The organism is Actinomycetes bacterium, from assembly GCA_024222295.1.
Lineage (GTDB): Bacteria > Actinomycetota > Acidimicrobiia > Acidimicrobiales > Microtrichaceae > JAAEPF01.
Genome location: JAAEPF010000033.1, coordinates 1 through 18,374, shown reverse-complemented (window position 1 = coordinate 18,374; position 18,374 = coordinate 1). Strand labels below are relative to the sequence as shown.

General features: G+C 67.2%; 20 protein-coding genes, 1 tRNA gene and 1 pseudogene. 8 read left to right on the top strand and 14 right to left on the bottom strand.

Features of this window, described 5'->3' with window-relative positions; translation table 11 throughout:
- Nucleotides 1-16 precede the first annotated feature (16 nt).
- The 3 genes from GY812_11350 to GY812_11340 all read left to right on the top strand — a co-directional run bounded on the left by GY812_11350 (nt 17) and on the right by GY812_11340 (nt 1,234).
- A complete protein-coding gene (locus tag GY812_11350; protein MCP4436069.1) occupies nt 17-346 on the top strand; it encodes a class I SAM-dependent methyltransferase in 330 nt (109 codons plus the stop codon).
- Between the two features lie 33 nt (nt 347-379).
- Nucleotides 380-619 carry a hypothetical protein gene (locus GY812_11345; protein ID MCP4436068.1) on the top strand — a complete coding sequence of 80 codons (240 nt, stop codon included), beginning with the start codon at nt 380-382 and terminating at the stop codon, nt 617-619.
- A gap of 102 nt (nt 620-721) precedes the next feature.
- Nucleotides 722-1,234: a DUF2269 family protein gene (locus GY812_11340; GenBank protein ID MCP4436067.1), complete on the top strand. Its 513-nt coding sequence runs from the start codon at nt 722-724 to the stop codon at nt 1,232-1,234.
- Nucleotides 1,235-1,324: 90 nt separating this feature from the next.
- Here GY812_11340 and GY812_11335 read toward each other — a convergent pair whose 3' ends face one another.
- Nucleotides 1,325-2,242: an alpha/beta fold hydrolase gene (locus tag GY812_11335; GenBank protein MCP4436066.1), complete on the bottom strand. Its 918-nt coding sequence runs from the start codon at nt 2,240-2,242 to the stop codon at nt 1,325-1,327.
- A 353-nt stretch (nt 2,243-2,595) separates the two neighbouring features.
- Here GY812_11335 and GY812_11330 point away from each other — a divergent pair, with 353 nt between their 5' ends.
- The 3 genes from GY812_11330 to GY812_11320 are packed head-to-tail and all read left to right on the top strand — an operon-like array spanning nt 2,596 to nt 6,910.
- Complete coding sequence (locus tag GY812_11330) at nt 2,596-4,389, top strand: NAD(P)/FAD-dependent oxidoreductase (protein MCP4436065.1); 1,794 nt, start codon at nt 2,596-2,598, stop codon at nt 4,387-4,389.
- Entirely contained in the window at nt 4,386-6,044 is a 1,659-nt protein-coding gene (locus GY812_11325; GenBank protein MCP4436064.1) for an SDR family oxidoreductase, read from the top strand. The genes GY812_11330 and GY812_11325 overlap by 4 nt, the downstream gene beginning before the upstream one ends.
- The gene (locus GY812_11320; GenBank protein MCP4436063.1) at nt 6,044-6,910 is read left to right on the top strand and encodes an amidohydrolase family protein; all 867 of its coding nucleotides are present in this window, start codon (nt 6,044-6,046) and stop codon (nt 6,908-6,910) included. Before GY812_11325 ends, GY812_11320 begins: the two co-directional genes overlap by 1 nt.
- 119 nt (nt 6,911-7,029) lie before the next feature.
- Here the strand turns inward: GY812_11320 and GY812_11315 are convergent.
- The 4 genes and pseudogenes from GY812_11315 to GY812_11300 all read right to left on the bottom strand — a co-directional run bounded on the left by GY812_11315 (nt 7,030) and on the right by GY812_11300 (nt 9,848).
- Nucleotides 7,030-7,197 (bottom strand): annotated as a pseudogene (locus tag GY812_11315) (YbhB/YbcL family Raf kinase inhibitor-like protein).
- Between the two features lie 3 nt (nt 7,198-7,200).
- Nucleotides 7,201-7,635 (bottom strand): hypothetical protein, encoded by a 435-nt coding sequence (locus GY812_11310; protein MCP4436062.1) that lies wholly within the window; start codon nt 7,633-7,635, stop codon nt 7,201-7,203.
- A gap of 61 nt (nt 7,636-7,696) precedes the next feature.
- Entirely contained in the window at nt 7,697-8,761 is a 1,065-nt protein-coding gene (locus tag GY812_11305; protein MCP4436061.1) for a hypothetical protein, read from the bottom strand.
- A 49-nt stretch (nt 8,762-8,810) separates the two neighbouring features.
- A complete protein-coding gene (locus GY812_11300; GenBank protein ID MCP4436060.1) occupies nt 8,811-9,848 on the bottom strand; it encodes a L,D-transpeptidase in 1,038 nt (345 codons plus the stop codon).
- 425 nt (nt 9,849-10,273) lie between these two features.
- Here GY812_11300 and GY812_11295 point away from each other — a divergent pair, with 425 nt between their 5' ends.
- The gene (locus tag GY812_11295; GenBank protein MCP4436059.1) at nt 10,274-10,675 is read left to right on the top strand and encodes a hypothetical protein; all 402 of its coding nucleotides are present in this window, start codon (nt 10,274-10,276) and stop codon (nt 10,673-10,675) included.
- Nucleotides 10,676-10,769: 94 nt separating this feature from the next.
- Here the strand turns inward: GY812_11295 and GY812_11290 are convergent.
- The 9 genes from GY812_11290 to rapZ all read right to left on the bottom strand — a co-directional run bounded on the left by GY812_11290 (nt 10,770) and on the right by rapZ (nt 18,128).
- A tRNA-Leu gene (locus GY812_11290) sits at nt 10,770-10,856 on the bottom strand.
- Between the two features lie 237 nt (nt 10,857-11,093).
- Nucleotides 11,094-11,855 carry a sterol desaturase family protein gene (locus GY812_11285; GenBank protein MCP4436058.1) on the bottom strand — a complete coding sequence of 254 codons (762 nt, stop codon included), beginning with the start codon at nt 11,853-11,855 and terminating at the stop codon, nt 11,094-11,096.
- Nucleotides 11,856-11,919: 64 nt separating this feature from the next.
- On the bottom strand, nt 11,920-12,723 hold the full coding sequence (gene ppk2 / locus GY812_11280) for a polyphosphate kinase 2 (protein ID MCP4436057.1): 804 nt from the start codon (nt 12,721-12,723) through the stop codon (nt 11,920-11,922).
- Nucleotides 12,724-12,933: 210 nt separating this feature from the next.
- Nucleotides 12,934-13,143 carry a preprotein translocase subunit SecG gene (gene secG, locus GY812_11275; protein ID MCP4436056.1) on the bottom strand — a complete coding sequence of 70 codons (210 nt, stop codon included), beginning with the start codon at nt 13,141-13,143 and terminating at the stop codon, nt 12,934-12,936.
- A gap of 84 nt (nt 13,144-13,227) precedes the next feature.
- Complete coding sequence (locus tag GY812_11270) at nt 13,228-14,007, bottom strand: triose-phosphate isomerase (GenBank protein ID MCP4436055.1); 780 nt, start codon at nt 14,005-14,007, stop codon at nt 13,228-13,230.
- A 104-nt stretch (nt 14,008-14,111) separates the two neighbouring features.
- The gene (locus tag GY812_11265; GenBank protein ID MCP4436054.1) at nt 14,112-15,254 is read right to left on the bottom strand and encodes a phosphoglycerate kinase; all 1,143 of its coding nucleotides are present in this window, start codon (nt 15,252-15,254) and stop codon (nt 14,112-14,114) included.
- A 13-nt stretch (nt 15,255-15,267) separates the two neighbouring features.
- Nucleotides 15,268-16,278, bottom strand: a complete 1,011-nt coding sequence (gap, locus tag GY812_11260) for a type I glyceraldehyde-3-phosphate dehydrogenase (GenBank protein ID MCP4436053.1) — start codon at nt 16,276-16,278, stop codon at nt 15,268-15,270.
- Nucleotides 16,279-16,404: 126 nt separating this feature from the next.
- Nucleotides 16,405-17,283 carry a uridine diphosphate-N-acetylglucosamine-binding protein YvcK gene (gene yvcK / locus GY812_11255; protein MCP4436052.1) on the bottom strand — a complete coding sequence of 293 codons (879 nt, stop codon included), beginning with the start codon at nt 17,281-17,283 and terminating at the stop codon, nt 16,405-16,407.
- On the bottom strand, nt 17,280-18,128 hold the full coding sequence (gene rapZ / locus GY812_11250; GenBank protein MCP4436051.1) for an RNase adapter RapZ: 849 nt from the start codon (nt 18,126-18,128) through the stop codon (nt 17,280-17,282). Before rapZ ends, yvcK begins: the two co-directional genes overlap by 4 nt.
- 121 nt (nt 18,129-18,249) lie before the next feature.
- Here rapZ and GY812_11245 point away from each other — a divergent pair.
- A partial coding sequence (locus GY812_11245) for a DUF4352 domain-containing protein (GenBank protein ID MCP4436050.1) occupies nt 18,250-18,374 on the top strand: 125 nt, incomplete at its 3' end.

Here is an 18,374-nt window from a genome sequence, read left to right as displayed (position 1 = left end):
ACCGAATGGATGAACTGTGCCGGAGTGGGACGAATACGCGCAGGGTTGGGACGACAACCCGGCGGTACGCGCCTACGCCGACGCCGCGTACGTCTCGCTCTGTTCGCGGGCCGACTCGATCGGCTTCGCCATCGACGGCACTGCGGCATGTGACTTCGGGTGTGGCACCGGGCTGCTGACCGAGCACCTCGCCGCGAGGTGCTCGATCGTGGAGGCCATCGACAGTTCAGCCGCGATGCTCGACGTGCTGGGCACCAAGATCACCCGCGAGGCCTGGGTCAATGTGCGTGTGCTGGCGGAACTCCCGGAAGCAGGACCGAGGTATGACCTGGTGGTGTGCTCGTAGGTGCTGGCCTTTGTCAACGACTACCCCGGGACCGTGCGTGAGCTGGTCAGCAGGATGAAGCCGGGTGCGCTGTTCGTGCAGTGGGACTGGGAGCTGAACCCAGCCGACGACGAGCCCTTCGGACTCGCACCCTCCAACATTGGAGCCGCCCTGCGAGGGGCCGGTCTCGCCGACGTGCAGGTGGGCGTCGGCTTCGAACTGCCTGCGGGCGGCGAAACCATGCGCCCCCTGATGGGATCCGGACAGCTGCCCGCAGACAGCTCGTCGCCATGACCCACTTGCAGAACTGGAAGCGCCCGAGTCGTCCCGACAGGACCGGCAGGCGACAGCGGGAGCTACTGTGCCGGTTCGCACCTCCACCGGTCAGGACATCCCATGGGAATCGGCTCGAATGCGTACAACATCATGCTGTGGCTGCACATCCTCTGCGCCATAGTCGGCTTCGGCGGAGTGATGCTCAACGGCGTGTACGCCGCCAAGGCGCGGGCACTGCCGCCCGAACAGGCTCTCGCGGTGACCGAGGTGAATGCATTCGTGAGCCTGCGCGTGGCCGAGATCTTCATCTACCTCGTGCCTATCTGGGGCTTCGGGCTGGCGGGCCTGAGCGACGACGTCTACAAGATGTCCGAGCTGTGGCTCTGGTTGTCGATCGTGCTCTACCTGGCTGCACTTGTCGTGTCGCTGTTCGGCGTCCAGCCCCGGGTCCGCAGGATGGTGGCCCTCCAGAAGGACTTGGTGGCTGCCGGGCCGGCGACGGGAGGACCTCCTCCGCAGGCGGCGCTGCTGGAGGCCACCGGCAAGCAGATCGGCGCCATGTCCGGATTCCTGCACCTGTCCATGGTCGTGGTGCTGGCGCTGATGATCTGGAAGCCGGGAGCCGGGGGTTAGCAGGACCGGGCGGCGCGTTCAGCCCCTTCGGCGTCAACCAACCCGAGGACAACGAGGCCAATCACGACGATGGCGGACGGCCACGCCCGGTCAGCTGGCGGCGCCGGACGCGCGGGAGCGGGCGCCGACCAACCGACGTGCGAGGTCATCCGGTTCGAGTGCGGCGGGATTGGTCGTGGCGATGAAGTCCACCAGCAGCTCCAGGAATCGTTGCGGCTGCTCCGCGTACGGGAAGTGCCCACAGCCCTCCATCAACTCCAGACGGCTGCCCGGCATGGCCTCGTGGGTGCTGTGAGCATGCGACACCGGTATCACGGGGTCCGCGTCACCCCACACGATCAGGGTAGGCACCTCGGCCGCGAGGTAGAGCTTGTCGCTGGCGCTCACCCGCTGGCCGCGGTGGTCCACCACTGATCGCAACGTGTGCACGAATGCCGCGCGGGCTTCGGGGTCATGAAGCGACACGTAGGACCGCCACATCTCCTGGGTGGCAGGGTCCGGACTGAGTCCGACCTTGGCGGCCGCTCCGGCCACCCCCTCTACCCAGCGGCGGATGAAGGGCATGAACGCCACCGGCATCACGAGATCGGCCCCCGGCAGGGCAAGTGCCCGCAGCAGCGGCATGACTTCCTCGCCCAGTCCGCCGCTGCCGACCAGCGCCAGCCTCTCGCAGCGTTCGGGGTGCTGGTACGCGAACTGCATGGCGATGCCGCCACCGAGTGACGTGCCCACGACCGTCGCCCGCTCATGGCCGAGGGTTGCCAGCAGGTCACGGAGGAACCCCGCCTGGGCTCCGAGGGAGTAGTCGCCCTTCTCCGGTTTCGCGGAGCGACCGTGACCGGGCAGGTCGGGCGCGATCCAGGTGCAGTGCGTGCCGAGCTCGGCCAGGACCGGCTTCCATGATGACGAGCTACCCGCCATCCCGTGCACCAGCAGCACCAGGGGCCCGGTTCCACCGGTGCGGTAGGACACGTCGTGCCCATGGACCTCGACGGTCATTCTCTGCATGGGTTAATCGTAACAGTGTCTACTGGCACGAGTTGAGACCGGAGCCGCCCAACGGGCACGGGCCGGCCGCTGGCCAGAGGTGTCCGCCGCCGGAGAGGGCTGGTTGGCGGCGAATCCTCGGGCCCGATGACCGGCGCCCGCCGCGCCTCGACGGCGACCAACGGCCGCGCGCAGCCGAACCGGGACCTGCGCGCAGCGAGAACAACGCCGCGTAGAGCCAACATGACGGCAGCGTCACATGACAGGCTTGTCAGCAATGTGGTCGGGTTCCAGGCGGAGGCAACCCGCCCCGAACCCATCGAAGTGGTGGCGAGATGAGCGCAGAACTCCCGAACGACTATGACAAGGCGGCCGTGCGGGCCCGGTACGAAGCGGAGCGCGACAAGCGTCTCGTTCCAGGCCGGGCCGACATCTTGGATCTACGCCATGACGAGCGGTTCGCTCGCTACCTGGCGGACCCCTTCACTGAGATGGAGGACCGCGATCCCGTCACCGACGACACCGAGGTGGTGATCGTGGGCGGCGGAATCGGGGGGCTGCTCGCAGGCGTTCAGCTCCGCGAGCATGGCGTTGCGGACATCCGCATCATCGACCACGCCGGCGGGGTGGGCGGAACCTGGTACTGGAACCGCTACCCGGGAATCATGTGCGACGTCGAGTCGTACATCTACATGCCGATGCTCGAGGAACTCGGCTACATCCCGAAGGACCGCTATGCGACCGGCGGCGAGATCCTCGGACACCTGCAGAGGATCGCCGAGCGGTACGACCTCGAGCGCAACGCCCTGTTCCACACCGGGGTCACGGATGCCACCTGGCTCGAGGACGCGGGCAGGTGGGAGGTCACCACCGACCGCGGCGACCGCTTCCGCAGCCGCTACTACGTGCTCGCGGTCGGCTTCCTGAACCTCCTCAAGCTCCCCGACATCCCCGGCATCGACGAGTTCAGGGGTGCGGCCTTTCACACCGCTCGATGGGACTACGACTACACGGGCGGCGCGCCCGGCGAGCCACTCACGAAACTCGACGGAAAACGGGTTGCCCTCATCGGCACCGGTGCCACGGGCATCCAGTGCGTCAAGCCGCTCGCAGAGGCCGCTGAGCAGGTCTACGTGGTGCAGCGCACCCCATCGGCCATCGGAGTACGGGGCAACCGCCCCACCGACCCCGGGTTCGGCGAGAACCTGGAGCCCGGATGGCAGCAGGCCCGAATGGACAACTTCGAGCTGATCATGTCGGGCAACCCGGTCGAGGAGAACCTGGTGGACGACGCCTGGACCCACCACTTCGCACTCGTGTCCAACCCGCCGCGCGAGCCGGGCATGTCCACGAAGGACTTCCTGCGCAACGCCGAGGAACTCGACTTCGGGATCATGGAGGAGCACAGAGGCCGGGTCGAAGACCTCGTCGAGGACCCGGAAACAGCCGAGGCCCTGAAGCCCTGGTACCGGTACCGGTGCAAGCGCCCGTGCTTCCATGACGACTTCCTGCCCGCGTTCAACCTGCCGAACGTCGACCTGGTTGCGTGCCCGGCCGGCATAGAGCGCATCACCGAGGACGGCCTGGTGATCGAGGGCATCGAGTACGAGGTGGACTGCATCGTGTTCGGCAGCGGCTTCGAACCCGAGTTCACCCCCCTGCAGCGCAGGGTTGGCCAGGAGGTTGTGGGCCGCGACGGCGTAACGCTCGACCAGAAGTGGGGCGATGGCCCATCCAGCCTGTTCGGCATGCTGAGCCGGGGCTTCCCCAACCTGTTCGTGATGCCCGCGCCCGGCCAGCAGGCCGTCATCACCGTCAACTACACGGAACTGGCGGTGCTCGGAGCCGAGTTCATCGGACGCACGGTCGAGATCCTGCGCAAGGGGGGCGTCTCGGTGTTCGACGTGAGCGCGGAAGCCGAATCGGACTGGGTGCAGCAGATCCTCGACGCCTACGTCGACGCCACGGCGTTCCTGTCGACCTGTACGCCTTCGCGACTCAACAACGAGGGCAACCCGGAAGGCATGAACCCGCTCACCGGAAGCTACGGCGGAGGCCGAGGCGACTTCTTCGCGTACCGCGACCTCCTGCGTGAGTGGCTCGACGCCGGGGACTGCGAGGGGCTCGAACTCGAGGCGCGTCCAGACACCACGGGTGACGACACGTGACCAACGGCGCCACTGGCCGCCGGCGCGTGGCAGTAGTCACCGGAGGCGGACGCGGCATCGGAGCCGCAATCGCCGAGGAACTCGGGCAGCGCGGATCGCACGTAGTCACGATCGACCCTCTCGTCGCGCTCGACGGCGGCACCGATCCCGACGCCGCCGCCCAGCCCTCGACTGCCGAACGCATCGTTGCAGCGGGTGGCAGTGCGAGCGCGTCCTCTGGGTCCGTCACCGATATCGACCATCTGCGGGACCTGTTCGCGGGGCTCGTCGAGGAGTTCGGTGGCGTGGACGCAGTCGTCAACGTGGCGGGGATCACCCGCCCCACAGGGTTCGCGTCCGGCTCGGAATCGGACTGGCGCGAGGTGTTGGAGGTGCACCTGGGGGGCTACTGCAATGTGCTGCGTGCGGCACTCCCCCACATGGCCGCAGCCGGTCACGGCCGGATCCTGGGGGTCACGTCCGGCGCCGGCTGGAGGCCCGCGGACGCCGGGGCCTACAGCTGCGCGAAGCGTGCCGTGGCCGCGCTGACCTGGCAGCTCGGCCAGATGGCCCCAGACGGAGTCACAGTTAACGCCCTGTCCCCCATCGCCATGACCCGGATGGTCGAGGCGGCAATGGCGCGGCGACGCCCTGCCGGCGAGGAGGGAAGGTCTCGAAGCGGAGGACTCAGGCTCGGGTCGGGCCTGCCCGACCCGACAGAACTGGCGCCCCTTGCGGCGCACATGATGAGCGAGGGGTTCGGGTGGTGCTCCGGCCAGGTGGTGTTCGCCGGTGGCTCCGAGCTGGCTCTCATCGAGGCACCGCGGCTGCTCGAGGCCCTCAGCGCCGAGGACGACGGGTCCGCAGGGCTTCTGCTCGACGCTGTGGGCGTCACCGCGCTGGCCGGCGCCCACGACCACCAGCAGAGCTCCGGTGGCGCAGGACAACGCTTCGCCGGCGTATTTGATGCCACGGACACCGCTTCGGCACAAACGGGAGGCCGCTGCGGGATCGTGAGCGACGACGAGTCGGCTACTCGGGCGCTGGTGGCCGCGCTCTCCGAGCGCGGCACCCGGACCAGCCTGATCGATCCGGGGGGCACAGGCGACGGTTTCGAAGCTGCCGCGAACAGCCTGGCTGCTTCTGAGCGGGGCGAGGAGCCACTCGATGCCCTCGTCGTCTGCCGACGCGGGCATGCACCAACCCGTCCTGCGAACACCTGGCAGTCCGTACTCGACGACCACGACGGAATCACCGGCCGGATCCTCGGCGACGCTGCCTTCACCCGCGCTGTCGCGGACCATGCGCGTCGAACAGGACGCAAGATGCGCCTCGTGACGATGATTGACACGACATCCAGCGGCGGGCGCAGCCGGATTCAGGCCGCCACTCAGCTCGCCCGTTCCGCCGGACCGGCCACCGACGGACTGGTCACGGCGTCCACCGTCGGCCTCGCGACACCCGATAACAGAGCCGTCGCAAGTCACCTGGCCGCCTACCTCGCCACGCACGCTGAAGCTGCGGCCCTCTCCGGCGCCGAACTCCTTGCGGGCGACGACTGGATCGGCCTGCACAGCCATCCCCGCGTGGGCACCAGCATCGTGTACCGCGGGCCGGACCTGCCCGACTGGTTGGACAGCACCCTCCGCAGTGCCGTCACCGGCGGCGGCGCCTGATGGATCAAAGGCCGCTGCGGGTCGTGGACCCACATGTTCACCTGTGGGACCCCGCGCGAACCGATTGGTATCCATACCTCTCCGGCGCACGGAAGATCCCTGTCAACGATGTGGCAAAAATGGCCAGGCCGTTCGACCTGCCCACCTACAACGCCGAGGCTGCCGGCTGGAACGTGGACAAGCTCATCACGGTCTCGGCAGCCACCGGTGCGCACTGCGTGGACGAAGCAATCGAGATGGAGGCCCTCGCTGAGTCGACCGGCCAACCGGCTGCGATCGTCGGCGGCATCACGCCCTCGGCCCGGCAGGCCGATGTGACCGCACAGCTCGATCGCCAGATGACCCTGCAGCGGTTCCGCGGCGTGCGCGCCATGGGCAAGCTCGACCATCCCGTCCCCGCCCCAGCGGTGTTGCAGGAACTCCGCGACCGTGGCCTCGTGTTCGACCTCATGGCACGCACGGACCAGCTGGTGTCATCGGCTGGGGCGCTGGCAGACGTGGATGGACTGCTGGTGGTGGTGGAGCACCTCGGCTGGCCCCGGTCCGCCGAACCGGAGGAGTTCAGCACCTGGCAGGAAGGCATCCGGGCCCTCGCTGACCTTGGCGACCGGGTTACCTGCAAGCTGTCAGGCCTGGCGATGCCGCTCGGGAGTGTCCATGCCGATGTGCTCGCCCCCTGGCTCGAGTTCGCCATCGAGTGCTTCGGCGTCGAACGCTGCATGTTCGCCAGCAACTTCCCTGTCGACGGCGCACACTGCACCCTCGACGAGCTGTTCAGCGCCTACTTCGAGTTTGCTTCCGGCCTTGGCGCGGACGCGTTGCAGATGCTCTTCGCAACCAATGCCGAGCGCGTCTACCGCTGCTGACACACGCGGTCACAGCTTCTCGCCGCGAAGGTGGCTTCCCTGCTGGAACCACGCGCAGGAGCGAGCTTCGCCGGGCCGCTTCCGGGATGTCATGGGAGTCGGCCGCCCCGGTCGGCCGCTCAGGTGCGCTCGTAGGTGCCCACGAGCACTGCACTGTCGAGCGTCGTGTCAACGATGGCCGCCCTCACTTCATCGGCGGTGGCTCCGGGCTGCAGGTCCGGTTGTTCGCTGACCGCCGAGAGCTGGAACTCGTAGTTGTGTGGTCCCCCGGGGGGCGGACAGGGTCCGAACTACGCTGTGTCCGAAGTTCCATTGGTCCCCTCGGTCGCACCGGCCGGCAATACGCCTTCGCTGATAACCGCATCGGGCTCGAGGTCCCAGACGACCCAGTGGATGAAGCTGCCCGACGGGGCGTCGGGATCGTCCACGATGAGCACCAGGCCCACCGCGTCGCTCGGCGTTCCCTCGACCGTCAACGGGGGTTGCGTATTGGCTCCGTCGCACGTGTACTGCGACGGAATCGGCGAGCCGTCCGCAAACGCCTTGCTTGTGATGGCCATCTCCGCCGCGACGCCGGAGTCCGGCGACTCCTCCGCCTCGGTGCCCGATGCGCTGTCGGCTTCGGCATCGGTGGTGCTCGACGCACTGGAGTCGTCCTCGGAGCCGCAGCCGACCACGCCGACCGCGAAAGCCATCACCATCAGGACCCTGAATGCCGGTCTCATGGTGCAACCTACCGGCGGGTGGACTCCGCCGCTGCGAGCCGGCGCACAACGGATGCCGGACTCAGGTGGGTGTCAGACCGAGTTCCCGGTAGCGCTCGACCGCCTGATCGGGATGCCCGGCTATGACGCCGTCGATGTCGAACTCGAGCAGTTCCTCGTAGAAGTCAGGGTTCTCCTGGGTCGATGCGTCGTTGGGCCACACCCAGATGCTCAGACCCTCTTGCTGGGCCTGCTCGAGGAAGCCGTCGAGTGCCAGGACGTCGATGCCGTCGAAGTCCGGGGGAATCTGCAGGATCCGGTCACTGGGCAACAGCGCTGCGCCCTCGAGGAACCAGGCCGGGAGGGCATTCGTGCCCGGACTGGTGGGCACATCCGGGGCCAACTCGTGGAACGCTGCGATCACCTCATCGTCGAAAGAGACGACCACGACGGAGTCGGATCGACCCAGCTCCTCGATCTCAGCGGCCAGGACCCGGGCTGCTTCGATCGCGAACTCGACATCGTCCTCACCGTCGTCACCGCGGGGGACCTTGATCTCGACGTCGAGTACGTGGTCCGGAAACGCCTCGGCAACGGCCCTGAACGTCTCAACTCGGAAGTCGTCGGCGGCGTAACCCTCCGGCGGTTCGACGGCACCTGTGCGCACGCCGCGATACGAGTACTCCGCCTCGGGTCTCGACCTGTCACCCAGGTCGTCGGACCACCAGTAGCCGCTGTCGAGTGCCTGCAGTTCGTCATAGGTGAGTTCGCGAACCCTGCCGGTCGTCCCGGTTGTGGCGTCGACCGTGTCGTCGTGATGAACGACGAGCACGCCGTCGCCGGTCAGCTGGACGTCCATCTCGAGCACGTCGGCGCCCGACCGGGCGGCCTCGTGGAAACCGAACATCGTCGAATGGGGCCAGGACCTGTCGCCGCCGGCATGGCCTACGACGACTGGCCGCTCGATCGCGAGAAGCTCCTCCAGCGTGGACGCCTCAGGCGTCGGGATCCCAGGCCGCTGCGCAGTCTCCTCCGAAGACGCCGTCGTCGAGGCTGACGAAGCCACGTCATCGCCACATCCGGACCCAACAAGGGCGAGGCCTGCGACGACGGCAAGCGCTGGCATCAGGCAGCGGCGTTTGCGCATGAGTCGAAGCTACCCGGGGCCGGGGTCGGGGCTCGAACCCGGCGAGGCTCTAGGCCCTTATCTCGACCATGGTGCCGACCGGCAGCCAGTCGTTGAGGATCTTCACGACCTCGTTGGGCATGCGGATACAGCCGTTGGAGGCGGCCTGACCCATCAGGTCCGGTCGGTCGGTGCCGTGCAGCGCGATGACGGGTACGCCGTCGGCGAAGTAGTCGAGCTTCTCGCTGTAGCCGTTCAGGGGGAGCACGTGTGATCCGTATGACGGGCCGGGGGTGGAGTTGCGGCGGTCCGTCACGTAGAACCGGCCGGTGGGGGTGCTGCGCGATGCGCTGCCGACGGTGACCGGGGTTTCCATGATCTTGCGGGTCCCGTGCCACGCGACCAGCTTTCGATCGCTGAGGTCGACCTCGACGCGGTGGTCCTGCCTGGTCATGCGGAGCTTCCTGGTGTCGACGTAGCCGCGGGTGCCGTTGGGGCGCACCGGGATCAGCACCTCGGCCCAGTAGCCGCGCCGCTCGGTGACGAGCATGGCAAAGGGCGAGCCGAACGGCGACTGGCTGTCGAACTCCCAACCGGTGGGCGTCTTGAATCGTCCGGGAAGCGGATACCCCTCCCTCGGCATCGCCGCGATCCCCTGGTGCGCGCCCGCGCTGGATGGCATCTCCGGTTGTTCCCAGGTTCCGATCCTGCGCATCGTGGCCCACCCCGGAGGCGGGGCCTCTCTGACCGAGACCTTGCCCAGCCAGGGCCAGGCCCAAGCGACCTGACTGATCCGCCTTTCGCCCCGTTCCGGCACCGAGGTCGTCGGAGGGTTGTCGACCGGCCCGAGCAGTTGTACGTCCGGCGCCGCTGGGAGTCGACCGGGGCTCGCTGCGCTCCCGGATGTGTCGGGGCCAGGCGGGTCCTCGAGACCACCGGATGCCACCGCACCGGCCCTGACCAGCGCAGGGCGCGTGGTCGTGGTGGTGGAAGCAACTGGTTCGGGGTCCGCTCTGTCGAAGCTGAACCAGGATCCGAGGGCCAGCAGCGCTCCGAGGACCACCAAGCCCACCGCCATCAGTCCCACGCCCTGGTCACGCTCGTTCATGTCGCCCGCTTCGTCGCCCGGGCCCCTATCTCGGCCTGGGGCCGCGGGCAGCTTCTCACAACGGAGCCACCCCGACCACAAGATGACACCTGTGACGGTGGCCGCCCCTGGGCCCTTCCTTGGCTGGCCAGGCGTTACCCGTTGGGGAGCGTCGACCTCGACTGCGGGTCACGGAGCCTTGACCCGCCCCGGCGAGCGGTTCCGGTCCGCCAGCGCTCGTCTGATGCGAGCCGTCCTGCCTCTCCGGCATCGCGGAGGGCGACTTGGAGGGGTTGCTGACCGCGTGTGCCGGAGAGGTCAGGACGACCGGGGGGGGCTTTCCCCAACGGTCACTCTCGTAGGTCGCATTCAAGCCCTCTCCAACCCTGCCTCAAGAGTTCCTCAACTCTCGGACATTGCCCGAATCCGTTCCTAAGGTCGTAACCATGACCACAACACGAAATCGAGTTCTAGTGCTATCGATCGGCCTCGTCCTTGTGGCAGCAGGGTGCAGCTCCACCGACGACGAGGCCGCTGACACCACGTCCACGGAAGCGCCGACCACCACCGCTCGGGCCACCACGGCTGCACCCACCACCAGTGCTGCGGCGTCGGCGCCCTGCACTGAGGAAGCAATCGCTCTCGCACTGCCCCAAGGCGACACGATCAACGACTTCAGGTGCGACAGCGGCTATGCGGTCGCAGGTGTCACGAACACCTCAGACCCGGACCCCGAGAGCCAATACGACTACACGGCGAGGCTCAAGTCATCGCAGGGACTCTGGGTAGAGGACGACGACTGCACCACGTTCCCGGCCTCGCTACAAGATGAGTGCAACACCAACTGACCGGGTGCGGCTGCCATTTCCGGATTGGACCCGCCGACGCAGGTCGCTGCGACAACACACGTGGTTGGCGGCGGGTGGGAACAGTCCCACTCAGTGGTGTCGGAGGGGGGACTTGAACCCCCACGCCCTTGCGGGCACTAGCCCCTCAAGCTAGCGCGTCTGCCAATTCCGCCACTCCGACGTGAGTGCCCGCCAGTGGCGGGAGAGACGACTGTAGCGCGCCCGAATCGGTTGCCGAAATGAGCGGCGGCCGCCGTCGCGGCTTCATTCACGATGTGTATTCGTGCGCCGCAGGTGACATCTCTCGCGCTCCCGGCCGTATGCCTCCATGACAACTCACGTGGGACATCGCCGCGGATGACTGGAGGACTGGATGATCCGACCACGTACCCGGAAGGTGGCCGGAGCGTCGCCCGCTTCAGATCAGTGCGGATGACGCCGGATCAGCGACCTGCGCCTGGCCGTGCGCTGGTGAGGACTCGACACCCAGCGTGCGCACATCGGGTGATGTCTCGACCATGGACGGGTCGGGCGCGGTGCCCAAAAGGTCGTCCACCCAGGGCACGGTGAACCCGTACCACAGCTGCTCGTGCTTGAAGTGGTGCAGTCGGTGGCGGCGCTGGAGCTTTCGGTAGAAGGCGTGGCGCGGCTTGTGCGACGTGTGGGTGAGGTAGTGGGTCCACTCATAGACGAGCGCCATGGTCGAGATCGCCGCCACACCGGTCGCCGTGGGCTTCTTTCGTCGCCCGGTGATGATCCACCACACCGCGACGTTCACCGGAAGGGCCGGCAGGATGAACCACGCCGGCAGGAACGACAGGTCGATGCGCCACGGGTCCGCATGGTGCGCACGGTGGTATCGGGCGACGTGCGGGTCATGGGTGCGGCCACCGATCGTGATCGGCCTGGCGTGCAGGATCAGCTTGTGCGCCAGCCACTCGTTGAGCGGCCACCACGCAAGGACTCCGACAGCAGCTGTGAAGTCACGGGATGTCGGCTTCCCCATGAACAGCCGCGCGGTCCAGGCCAACAACGCGGAGACGCCGAGAGCCCTCACGCTGGTATGGCGGCTGTAGAGCTTGAATGCCTCACCCAGGTCGGCAACCGGAGCGGGCCGGGGCGCTGTCGGCCCGTGCGCTGCCGTCACCGTCGGCTCGTCAGTCCCCTCGGGAGTCCACATGATCGGGATTCTGTCATGGTCGAGGGGGCTGGCGACGGCCCAAGCAGCGCGTGTGCCCGATGTCCTATTCGGCCAGCGGCGGCGTGCCGTGGGTAACCACCATCACGCCGGATGCCGGCTGCACCACGCGGGGGTCGGGCGGACGCGCGACGTCATGGTCCTTGTGCTCGTAGTCGATCGTGTGAACGACGTGACGGATCGCCTCGAGGCGGGCCCGTTTCTTCTCGTTGGAGTTGATGATCGTCCACGGCGCGTTGGGGCTGTCGGTCTGGATGAGCATCACGGAGCGGGCGCGGGTGTAGTCGTCCCACTTGTCGAGTGACGCCTCGTCGACCGGAGAGAACTTCCACTGACGCAGCGGGTCGGTCTTGCGCCGCTCGAAGCGCCTGAGTTGTTCCGCGCGCGACACGGCGAACCAGAACTTGAAGAGGTGTATGCCCGATTCCACGACGCTTCGCTCGAAGCCCGGGGCCTGGCGGAAGAACTCTCCGTACTCGGATGGGGAGCAGAATCCCATCACCACTTCGACACCGGCGCGGTTGTACCAGGAGCGGTCGAAGAACACGAGCTCACCGGTGGTGGGCAGATGCGACACGTATCGCTGGAAGTACCACTGGCCGCGCTCGGTGTCGTTGGGCTTGGCAAGCGCCACGACCCGCGCGCCGCGGGGATTCAGGTACTGATTGAACCGCCGGATCGAACCGCCCTTGCCGGCGGCGTCACGGCCTTCGAAGAGCACCACGACCTTCTCGCCGTTGGCCTTCACCCAGCGCTGCAGCTTGAGCAGCTCCACCTGCAGGTCGTGCAGCTCCTGCTCGTACAGCTTGTTCTTGATCTTGTCCTTGTAGGCGAACCGGTCCTCCATCATCTCGAGGGTCAGGTTCTCCGGGGCGATGCCCTCGTTGTTGGGCCTCTCCGGCCGCTCGGGCTTGTTCTTGTGCTTGCTCACTCGATCTCCCGCGGATGGATGGCTGGGCGCGGAGCCCGGGTGCCACGAAGTACCGCCGGAATCCGCTTGTTCAGGCTAGCTGGGAGCGCGCCGGGGGCGGCCCGGTCGGCGAGTGGAGCGGGGCCGGCGTCAGCTGTCGAGCAGCAGCGCCATGATGAGCGTGTTGAACCCGAACAGCAGTGCCACCACAACGGTTATGCGGTCGAGGTTCTTCTCCATGACGGTGGAGCCCGCGGCCGATGCGCCGAGGCCACCGCCGAACATGTCCGACAGGCCTCCGCCCTTGCCCGAGTGGATCAGCACCAAGAAGATCAGGCCGATTCCGAGTCCGAACTGCAGGACCCAGAGGAGTAGTTCAAGTATTCCCACGGCTCACGAGGGTAGTGCACACCCGGGCGCAGCGATAACCCGTCCGCCAGCTCCTCAGTGGTTGCGGAACTGGACGATTGCCGCGAACTCGTCGGCATCGAGTGACGCGCCGCCTACGAGCGCTCCGTCGATGTCGGGCTGGCCCATCAGTTCGACGATGTTGCCCGGCTTCACCGAACCGCCGTACTGCACGCGCACCCCGGCTGCGGCCTCGGCACCGGCGACCTCGCCCACAACCTGGCGCACCTTGGCGCACATCGCCTGGGCATCCTCCGACGTGGCGGTCTTGCCGGTGCCGATCGCCCAGATCGGCTCGTACGCGATCACGAGCTTGGCGATCTGCTCGGCTGACAGGCCGGCGAGGCCCTCGCGGACCTGGCCCTCTACCTTTGCCTCGGCCATGCCCTGTTCGCGCTCCTCGAGGGTCTCGCCACAGCACATGATCGGGGTCATGCCGTCGGCGATCACGGCCTTGACCTTCTTGTTGACGCTGTCGTCGGTCTCACCGAACAGCTCGCGCCGCTCGGAGTGCCCGACGATCACGTAGGCCACATCCAGCTTGGCCAGCATTGCGGGGGCCACCTCGCCGGTGAACGCGCCCTTCTCCTCGAAGTGACAGTTCTGGGCACCGAGACCAATCTTCATCTTGTCGGCCTCGATGACCGTCTGTACCGAACGGATGTCGGTGAAGGGCGGGTGCACCGTCACGTCGACCGCCGCATGGTCATCGGAGTCGAGGCGATAGTGCAGCTTCTGGACGCACTGGATCGCCTCGAAGTGGTTGTGGTGCATCTTCCAGTTGCCGCTGATGATCGGCTTGCGAGCGTCTGCCATTTGACTTGCTTCCTATCCTCTGGCGCCGCACGGGTTCCGAACCCGGGGCTTTGTGTTCGCTGAATCACGGATTCCGTGATCCAGCGCGAACAGAACGTTAGTAGTCAGCCTCCGGCCGCGTTGGAGGCTGCACGCAGGGCATCGAGCCCCGGCAGGTCACCCTGCTCGATCAACTCGAGCGAGGCGCCGCCACCGGTCGAGATGTGGTCGACCTCGTCAGCCATGCCGAACTGGGCAATGGCCGCAGCCGAGTCGCCACCGCCGATCACCGAGAATCCGCGTGACTCCGCGACCGCCGAAGCGACCGCACGGGTGCCCGCCTCGAAACGGGGGTCCTCGAAGACGCCCATCGGACCGTTCCACAGGATTGTGCGGGCCGACAGGATGATGTCGCCGAACGCCGCAGCCGTCCCCGGGCCGATGTCGAGGCCCATCCAGCCGTCGGGAAGCGCACGACCGAAGTTGCGCACCTCTCCCCCGACCTCGGGCTTGCCGATCTCTCCGCCGGGGCCGAGCCCGACCACGTCCTCGGGCAGGTGCAGCCGATCGCCGAACTCATCCAGCAGCGCCCTGCAGTTGTCGACCTGGTCGTCCTCGCACAGCGAGTTGCCGATGTTGTGCCCGGTCGCCCTGAAGAACGTGAAGCACATACCGCCACCGATGAGCACGTCGTCGGCGATGTCGAGCAGCGCACGGATCACGCCGAGCTTGTCGCTCACCTTGGCGCCACCGGTGATCGCCACGAACGGGCGCTTGGCGCTCTCGCGCACGCCGAGGAGCACCTCGACCTCCCTGGCGAGCAAACGGCCCGCTGCGGAGGGCAATGTGCGAGGCGGACCGACGATCGACGCATGCGAGCGGTGCGAGGCACCGAAGGCATCGTTGACGTACATGTCGTGGCCGGCCACCAACTGGGCGACGAACGCGTCGTCATCGGCGGTCTCACCCGGGTCGAAGCGCAGGTTGTCGAGCAGTTCGACACCGGGCGCCAGTTCGGCCAACCGGGTGCGGACCGGCTCGACCGAGAAGGCCGGGTCGGGCTTGCCCTTGGGCCGACCGAGGTGCGTACAGGCGGTGACCCGCGCGCCGCGTTCGATCAGCCAGTTGAGCGTGGGCAACGCTGCGCGGATACGCAGGTCGTCAGTGATGGCGCCGTCGCGGATCGGGACGTTGAAGTCCGCCCGCACCAGCACTGCCTTGCCCGATACGTCTCCCAGGTCGTCGAGCTCGGGTACTCCGAACTTCATCGGGTCGCCCGGCTCAGGAGCTGGCCGCGCCGACCTTGAGGGCCAGATCGACCAGTCGGTTCGAGTAGCCGGCCTCGTTGTCGTACCAGGACAGGATCTTCACCAGGTTGCCCATGGCCATGGTCAGACCGGAGTCGAACACCGAGCTGTAGGGAGAGCCGACGATGTCGGAGCTCACCAGCGGCTCCTCGGTGTACTGGAGCACGCCCTTGAGCGGGCCGTCCTCGGCCGCAGCCTTGAACGCTGCGTTGACGTCCTCGACGGTCACCTCTGTGTTGAGGGTGCCCACGAAGTCGGTGATCGAGCCGGTCGGGATCGGAACGCGCAGCGACGTGCCGTCGAGCTTGCCCTGCATCGACTGCAGCACCAGGCCGGTCGCTCGGGCAGCGCCGGTGGAGGTGGGCACGATGTTGATGGCGGCCGCTCGCGCACGACGAGGGTCCTTGTGGGGGCCATCCACGAGGCTCTGGTCACCCGTGTAGGCGTGGATGGTGTTCATGAGGCCCTTCTCGACACCGAAGGCGTCGTCGAGGACCTTGATCATCGGCACGAAGCAGTTGGTCGTGCAGGAGGCGTTGGAGACCACGATGTGCTTCTCGGGGTCGAAGGTGTCGTCGTTCACGCCCACCACGAATGTTGCGTCCGCGCCGGATGCCGGAGCGGAGACGATCACACGGGGTGCGCCACCCTCGAGGTGTGCAGCGGCCTTGTCGCGGTCGTTGAATATGCCGGTGGACTCGATGACCACATCGACACCCAACTCGCCCCATGGGATCTCGGCGGGGTCCCGGTACGAGACGACCTTGAGCACGTCGCCGTCGACATCGATGCCACCCTCGACCGCCTTGACCTCACCGGGGTATGCGCCGGCGACGGAGTCACGCCTGAGCAGGAGCTCCATCGTGTCGAGCGAGCCGAGGTCGTTGACTGCGACGAAGTCGATGTCTTCGCCACGCCTCTTGGCGGCCCGGAAAAAATTGCGCCCGATGCGGCCGAATCCGTTGATACCAACGCGAACTGTCATGTGTTAAGCACCCCTCGTGTAACGAGATGTCGTCTTGTGCACTCCGAATCCGGAGTCGTGCCCTCTTTCACAGGCAACGACCCCATCCGACCAGAAATCGACTATCGGTGCCAATCAGCGAAGGACTCAGGAGCCGGCTGCACCCCAGAGCGCGGATCGCAGTGCGCTCGCGAGGAGCTCGGCGTCGTGGGCCACATCACCGTCGCGGACCAGGTTGGCCGTGCGGGCCCCAGCCACGGACTCGGCTCCCCCGATTCGCGAGTCGTCGTGGAACACCAGGTCGGGGACGAGCCCGTGGCGAGACAGCGCGTCAACGTGGTCGGCCACGTCGTAGCCGTCGGTCTCGCGTGCCTGAGGGGCCAGGTTGCTCACGTAGGCCAGCGGAGCTTCACCCTGGGCAATCGCTTCACCGACTCCCGGGACCGCCACAGCCGCCAGCACGGACGTGTACAGGGATCCCGGGCCGAGCACGACCAGGTCCGCGTGGCTGATCGCCTCCAGCGCCTCGTCACAGGCCGTCGGCTCCGGGTCCAGACGCACCCGCCGAACCCCGGCCGTACCCGAAATCAGCTCCTGGCCGACGCAGATCGAACCGTCGGCCAACTCGGCGACCAGCTCCACCGGCTCCATGGTCGCCGGCAGCACCCTCCCGGCCACACCCAGCATCCCGCCCACCTCGTCGAGCGCCCCGAGCATGCTGCCAGAGGACTCCTCGAACGCTGCCAGCAGCAGGTTCCCGAACGAATGACCCTTCAGCTCCCCGGATTCGAAGCGGTGCTCCATCACCGTGAGCAGTGGCGACGAGTCCTCCGCCAGGGCCACCAGGCACTTGCGAAGATCGCCCGGCGCCAGTCGCTCGCCCGCCGCTCGAAGCCGACCCGTGGAACCGCCATCGTCTGCAACCGACACGACGGCCACAGGGTCGACCGGTAGTAGGCGCAGAGCCCTCAATGTGGCCGAGAGCCCGTGGCCGCCCCCGATGGCGACGACCGTAGGAGTACTCACCGTCCGAGGTCCCGGTGGCGGACCTGGGGCTCGCGGCCCGCTTCCCGTAGCCAGCCGGCGCATTGCTCGGCCATGGTCACCGACCGGTGCCTGCCACCCGTGCACCCGAACGCGATTGTGAGGAACGACTTGCCGTCGTTCTCGTACGCCGGAACCAGGAACTCGATCAGATCACGGGTCCGCATCATGAAACCGTCTGCGGTCTCCGACCCCATCACACGCTGCTGCACCGCCTCGTCGAGGCCACTCAGGTCGCGAAGCTCCGGATCCCAGTAGGGGTTGTCGAGGAACCGGCAGTCGAACAGCAGGTCGACCTCGCCCGGAACGCCGTACTTGTAGCCGAACGACACCAGGTTGACCTTGGTGCGCCCGTCGTCGCGGTCGCCGAACGCCGCAGTCACGCGCCGCCTGAGGTCGTGCACGTTGAGGTCGCTCGTGTCTATGAAGAGGTCGGCGCTCTGGCGCACAGCGGCCAGCAGCTTGCGTTCCTCGTGGATGGCGGACTCGGTGGAGCCCGTGAGTTCGCGCAGCGGATGGCGCCTTCGGGTCTCGCCGTAGCGGCGCACCAGCACGTCGGTCGCAGCGTCGAGGAACATCACGCGCACGTTGATGCCTGCCTCGCGCAACTCGGCGACCATCGATGACACCGCGCCCATGTCGTGGCCGGATCCCACCACGAGCGCGAGACCCCTCGCCGAGTCGGTGAAGCGACCGAGGTCAGCCACCTTGTGCACGAGCTCGACCGGCATGTTGTCGATCACGAACCAGCCGAGGTCCTCGAGCGTGTTTGCCGCCTGGCTGCGGCCCGCACCCGACAGGCCGGTGATCAGTACGACTTCTTCCACGTCTCCCAACGCTAGCGGGGCTGCCGCAAAAGAATTTCGGCGGGGCTGCATCCGGGTACCGCCCGCACGCCGAATCACCCCCCGACACCACAACGGTGCAACTCGACAGGAGATGAATCCCATGAAGAAGTTCCGTTTCACACTCGTCGCGATGCTCGCAGGCGTGGCCCTGGTAGGCGCCGCCTGCTCAGATGACGACGACAGCAGCGACGAGACCACGACCACCACAACCGAAGCCGAGAGCTC

Excerpts from the sequence above, each read along its gene's own strand:
- gap (MCP4436053.1), bottom strand. The coding sequence starts at position 16,278 with ATGACAGTTCGCGTTGGTATCAACGGATTCGGCCGCATCGGGCGCAAT.
- GY812_11320 (MCP4436063.1), top strand. The coding sequence starts at position 6,044 with ATGGATCAAAGGCCGCTGCGGGTCGTGGACCCACATGTTCACCTGTGG.
- GY812_11305 (MCP4436061.1), bottom strand. The coding sequence starts at position 8,761 with ATGCGCAAACGCCGCTGCCTGATGCCAGCGCTTGCCGTCGTCGCAGGC.
- GY812_11340 (MCP4436067.1), top strand. The coding sequence starts at position 722 with ATGGGAATCGGCTCGAATGCGTACAACATCATGCTGTGGCTGCACATC.
- GY812_11335 (MCP4436066.1), bottom strand. The coding sequence starts at position 2,242 with ATGCAGAGAATGACCGTCGAGGTCCATGGGCACGACGTGTCCTACCGC.
- GY812_11295 (MCP4436059.1), top strand. The coding sequence starts at position 10,274 with ATGACCACAACACGAAATCGAGTTCTAGTGCTATCGATCGGCCTCGTC.
- GY812_11270 (MCP4436055.1), bottom strand. The coding sequence starts at position 14,007 with ATGGCAGACGCTCGCAAGCCGATCATCAGCGGCAACTGGAAGATGCAC.
- GY812_11300 (MCP4436060.1), bottom strand. The coding sequence starts at position 9,848 with ATGAACGAGCGTGACCAGGGCGTGGGACTGATGGCGGTGGGCTTGGTG.
- GY812_11285 (MCP4436058.1), bottom strand. The coding sequence starts at position 11,855 with ATGTGGACTCCCGAGGGGACTGACGAGCCGACGGTGACGGCAGCGCAC.
- GY812_11265 (MCP4436054.1), bottom strand. The coding sequence starts at position 15,254 with ATGAAGTTCGGAGTACCCGAGCTCGACGACCTGGGAGACGTATCGGGC.
- GY812_11310 (MCP4436062.1), bottom strand. The coding sequence starts at position 7,635 with ATGAGACCGGCATTCAGGGTCCTGATGGTGATGGCTTTCGCGGTCGGC.
- ppk2 (MCP4436057.1), bottom strand. The coding sequence starts at position 12,723 with ATGATGGAGGACCGGTTCGCCTACAAGGACAAGATCAAGAACAAGCTG.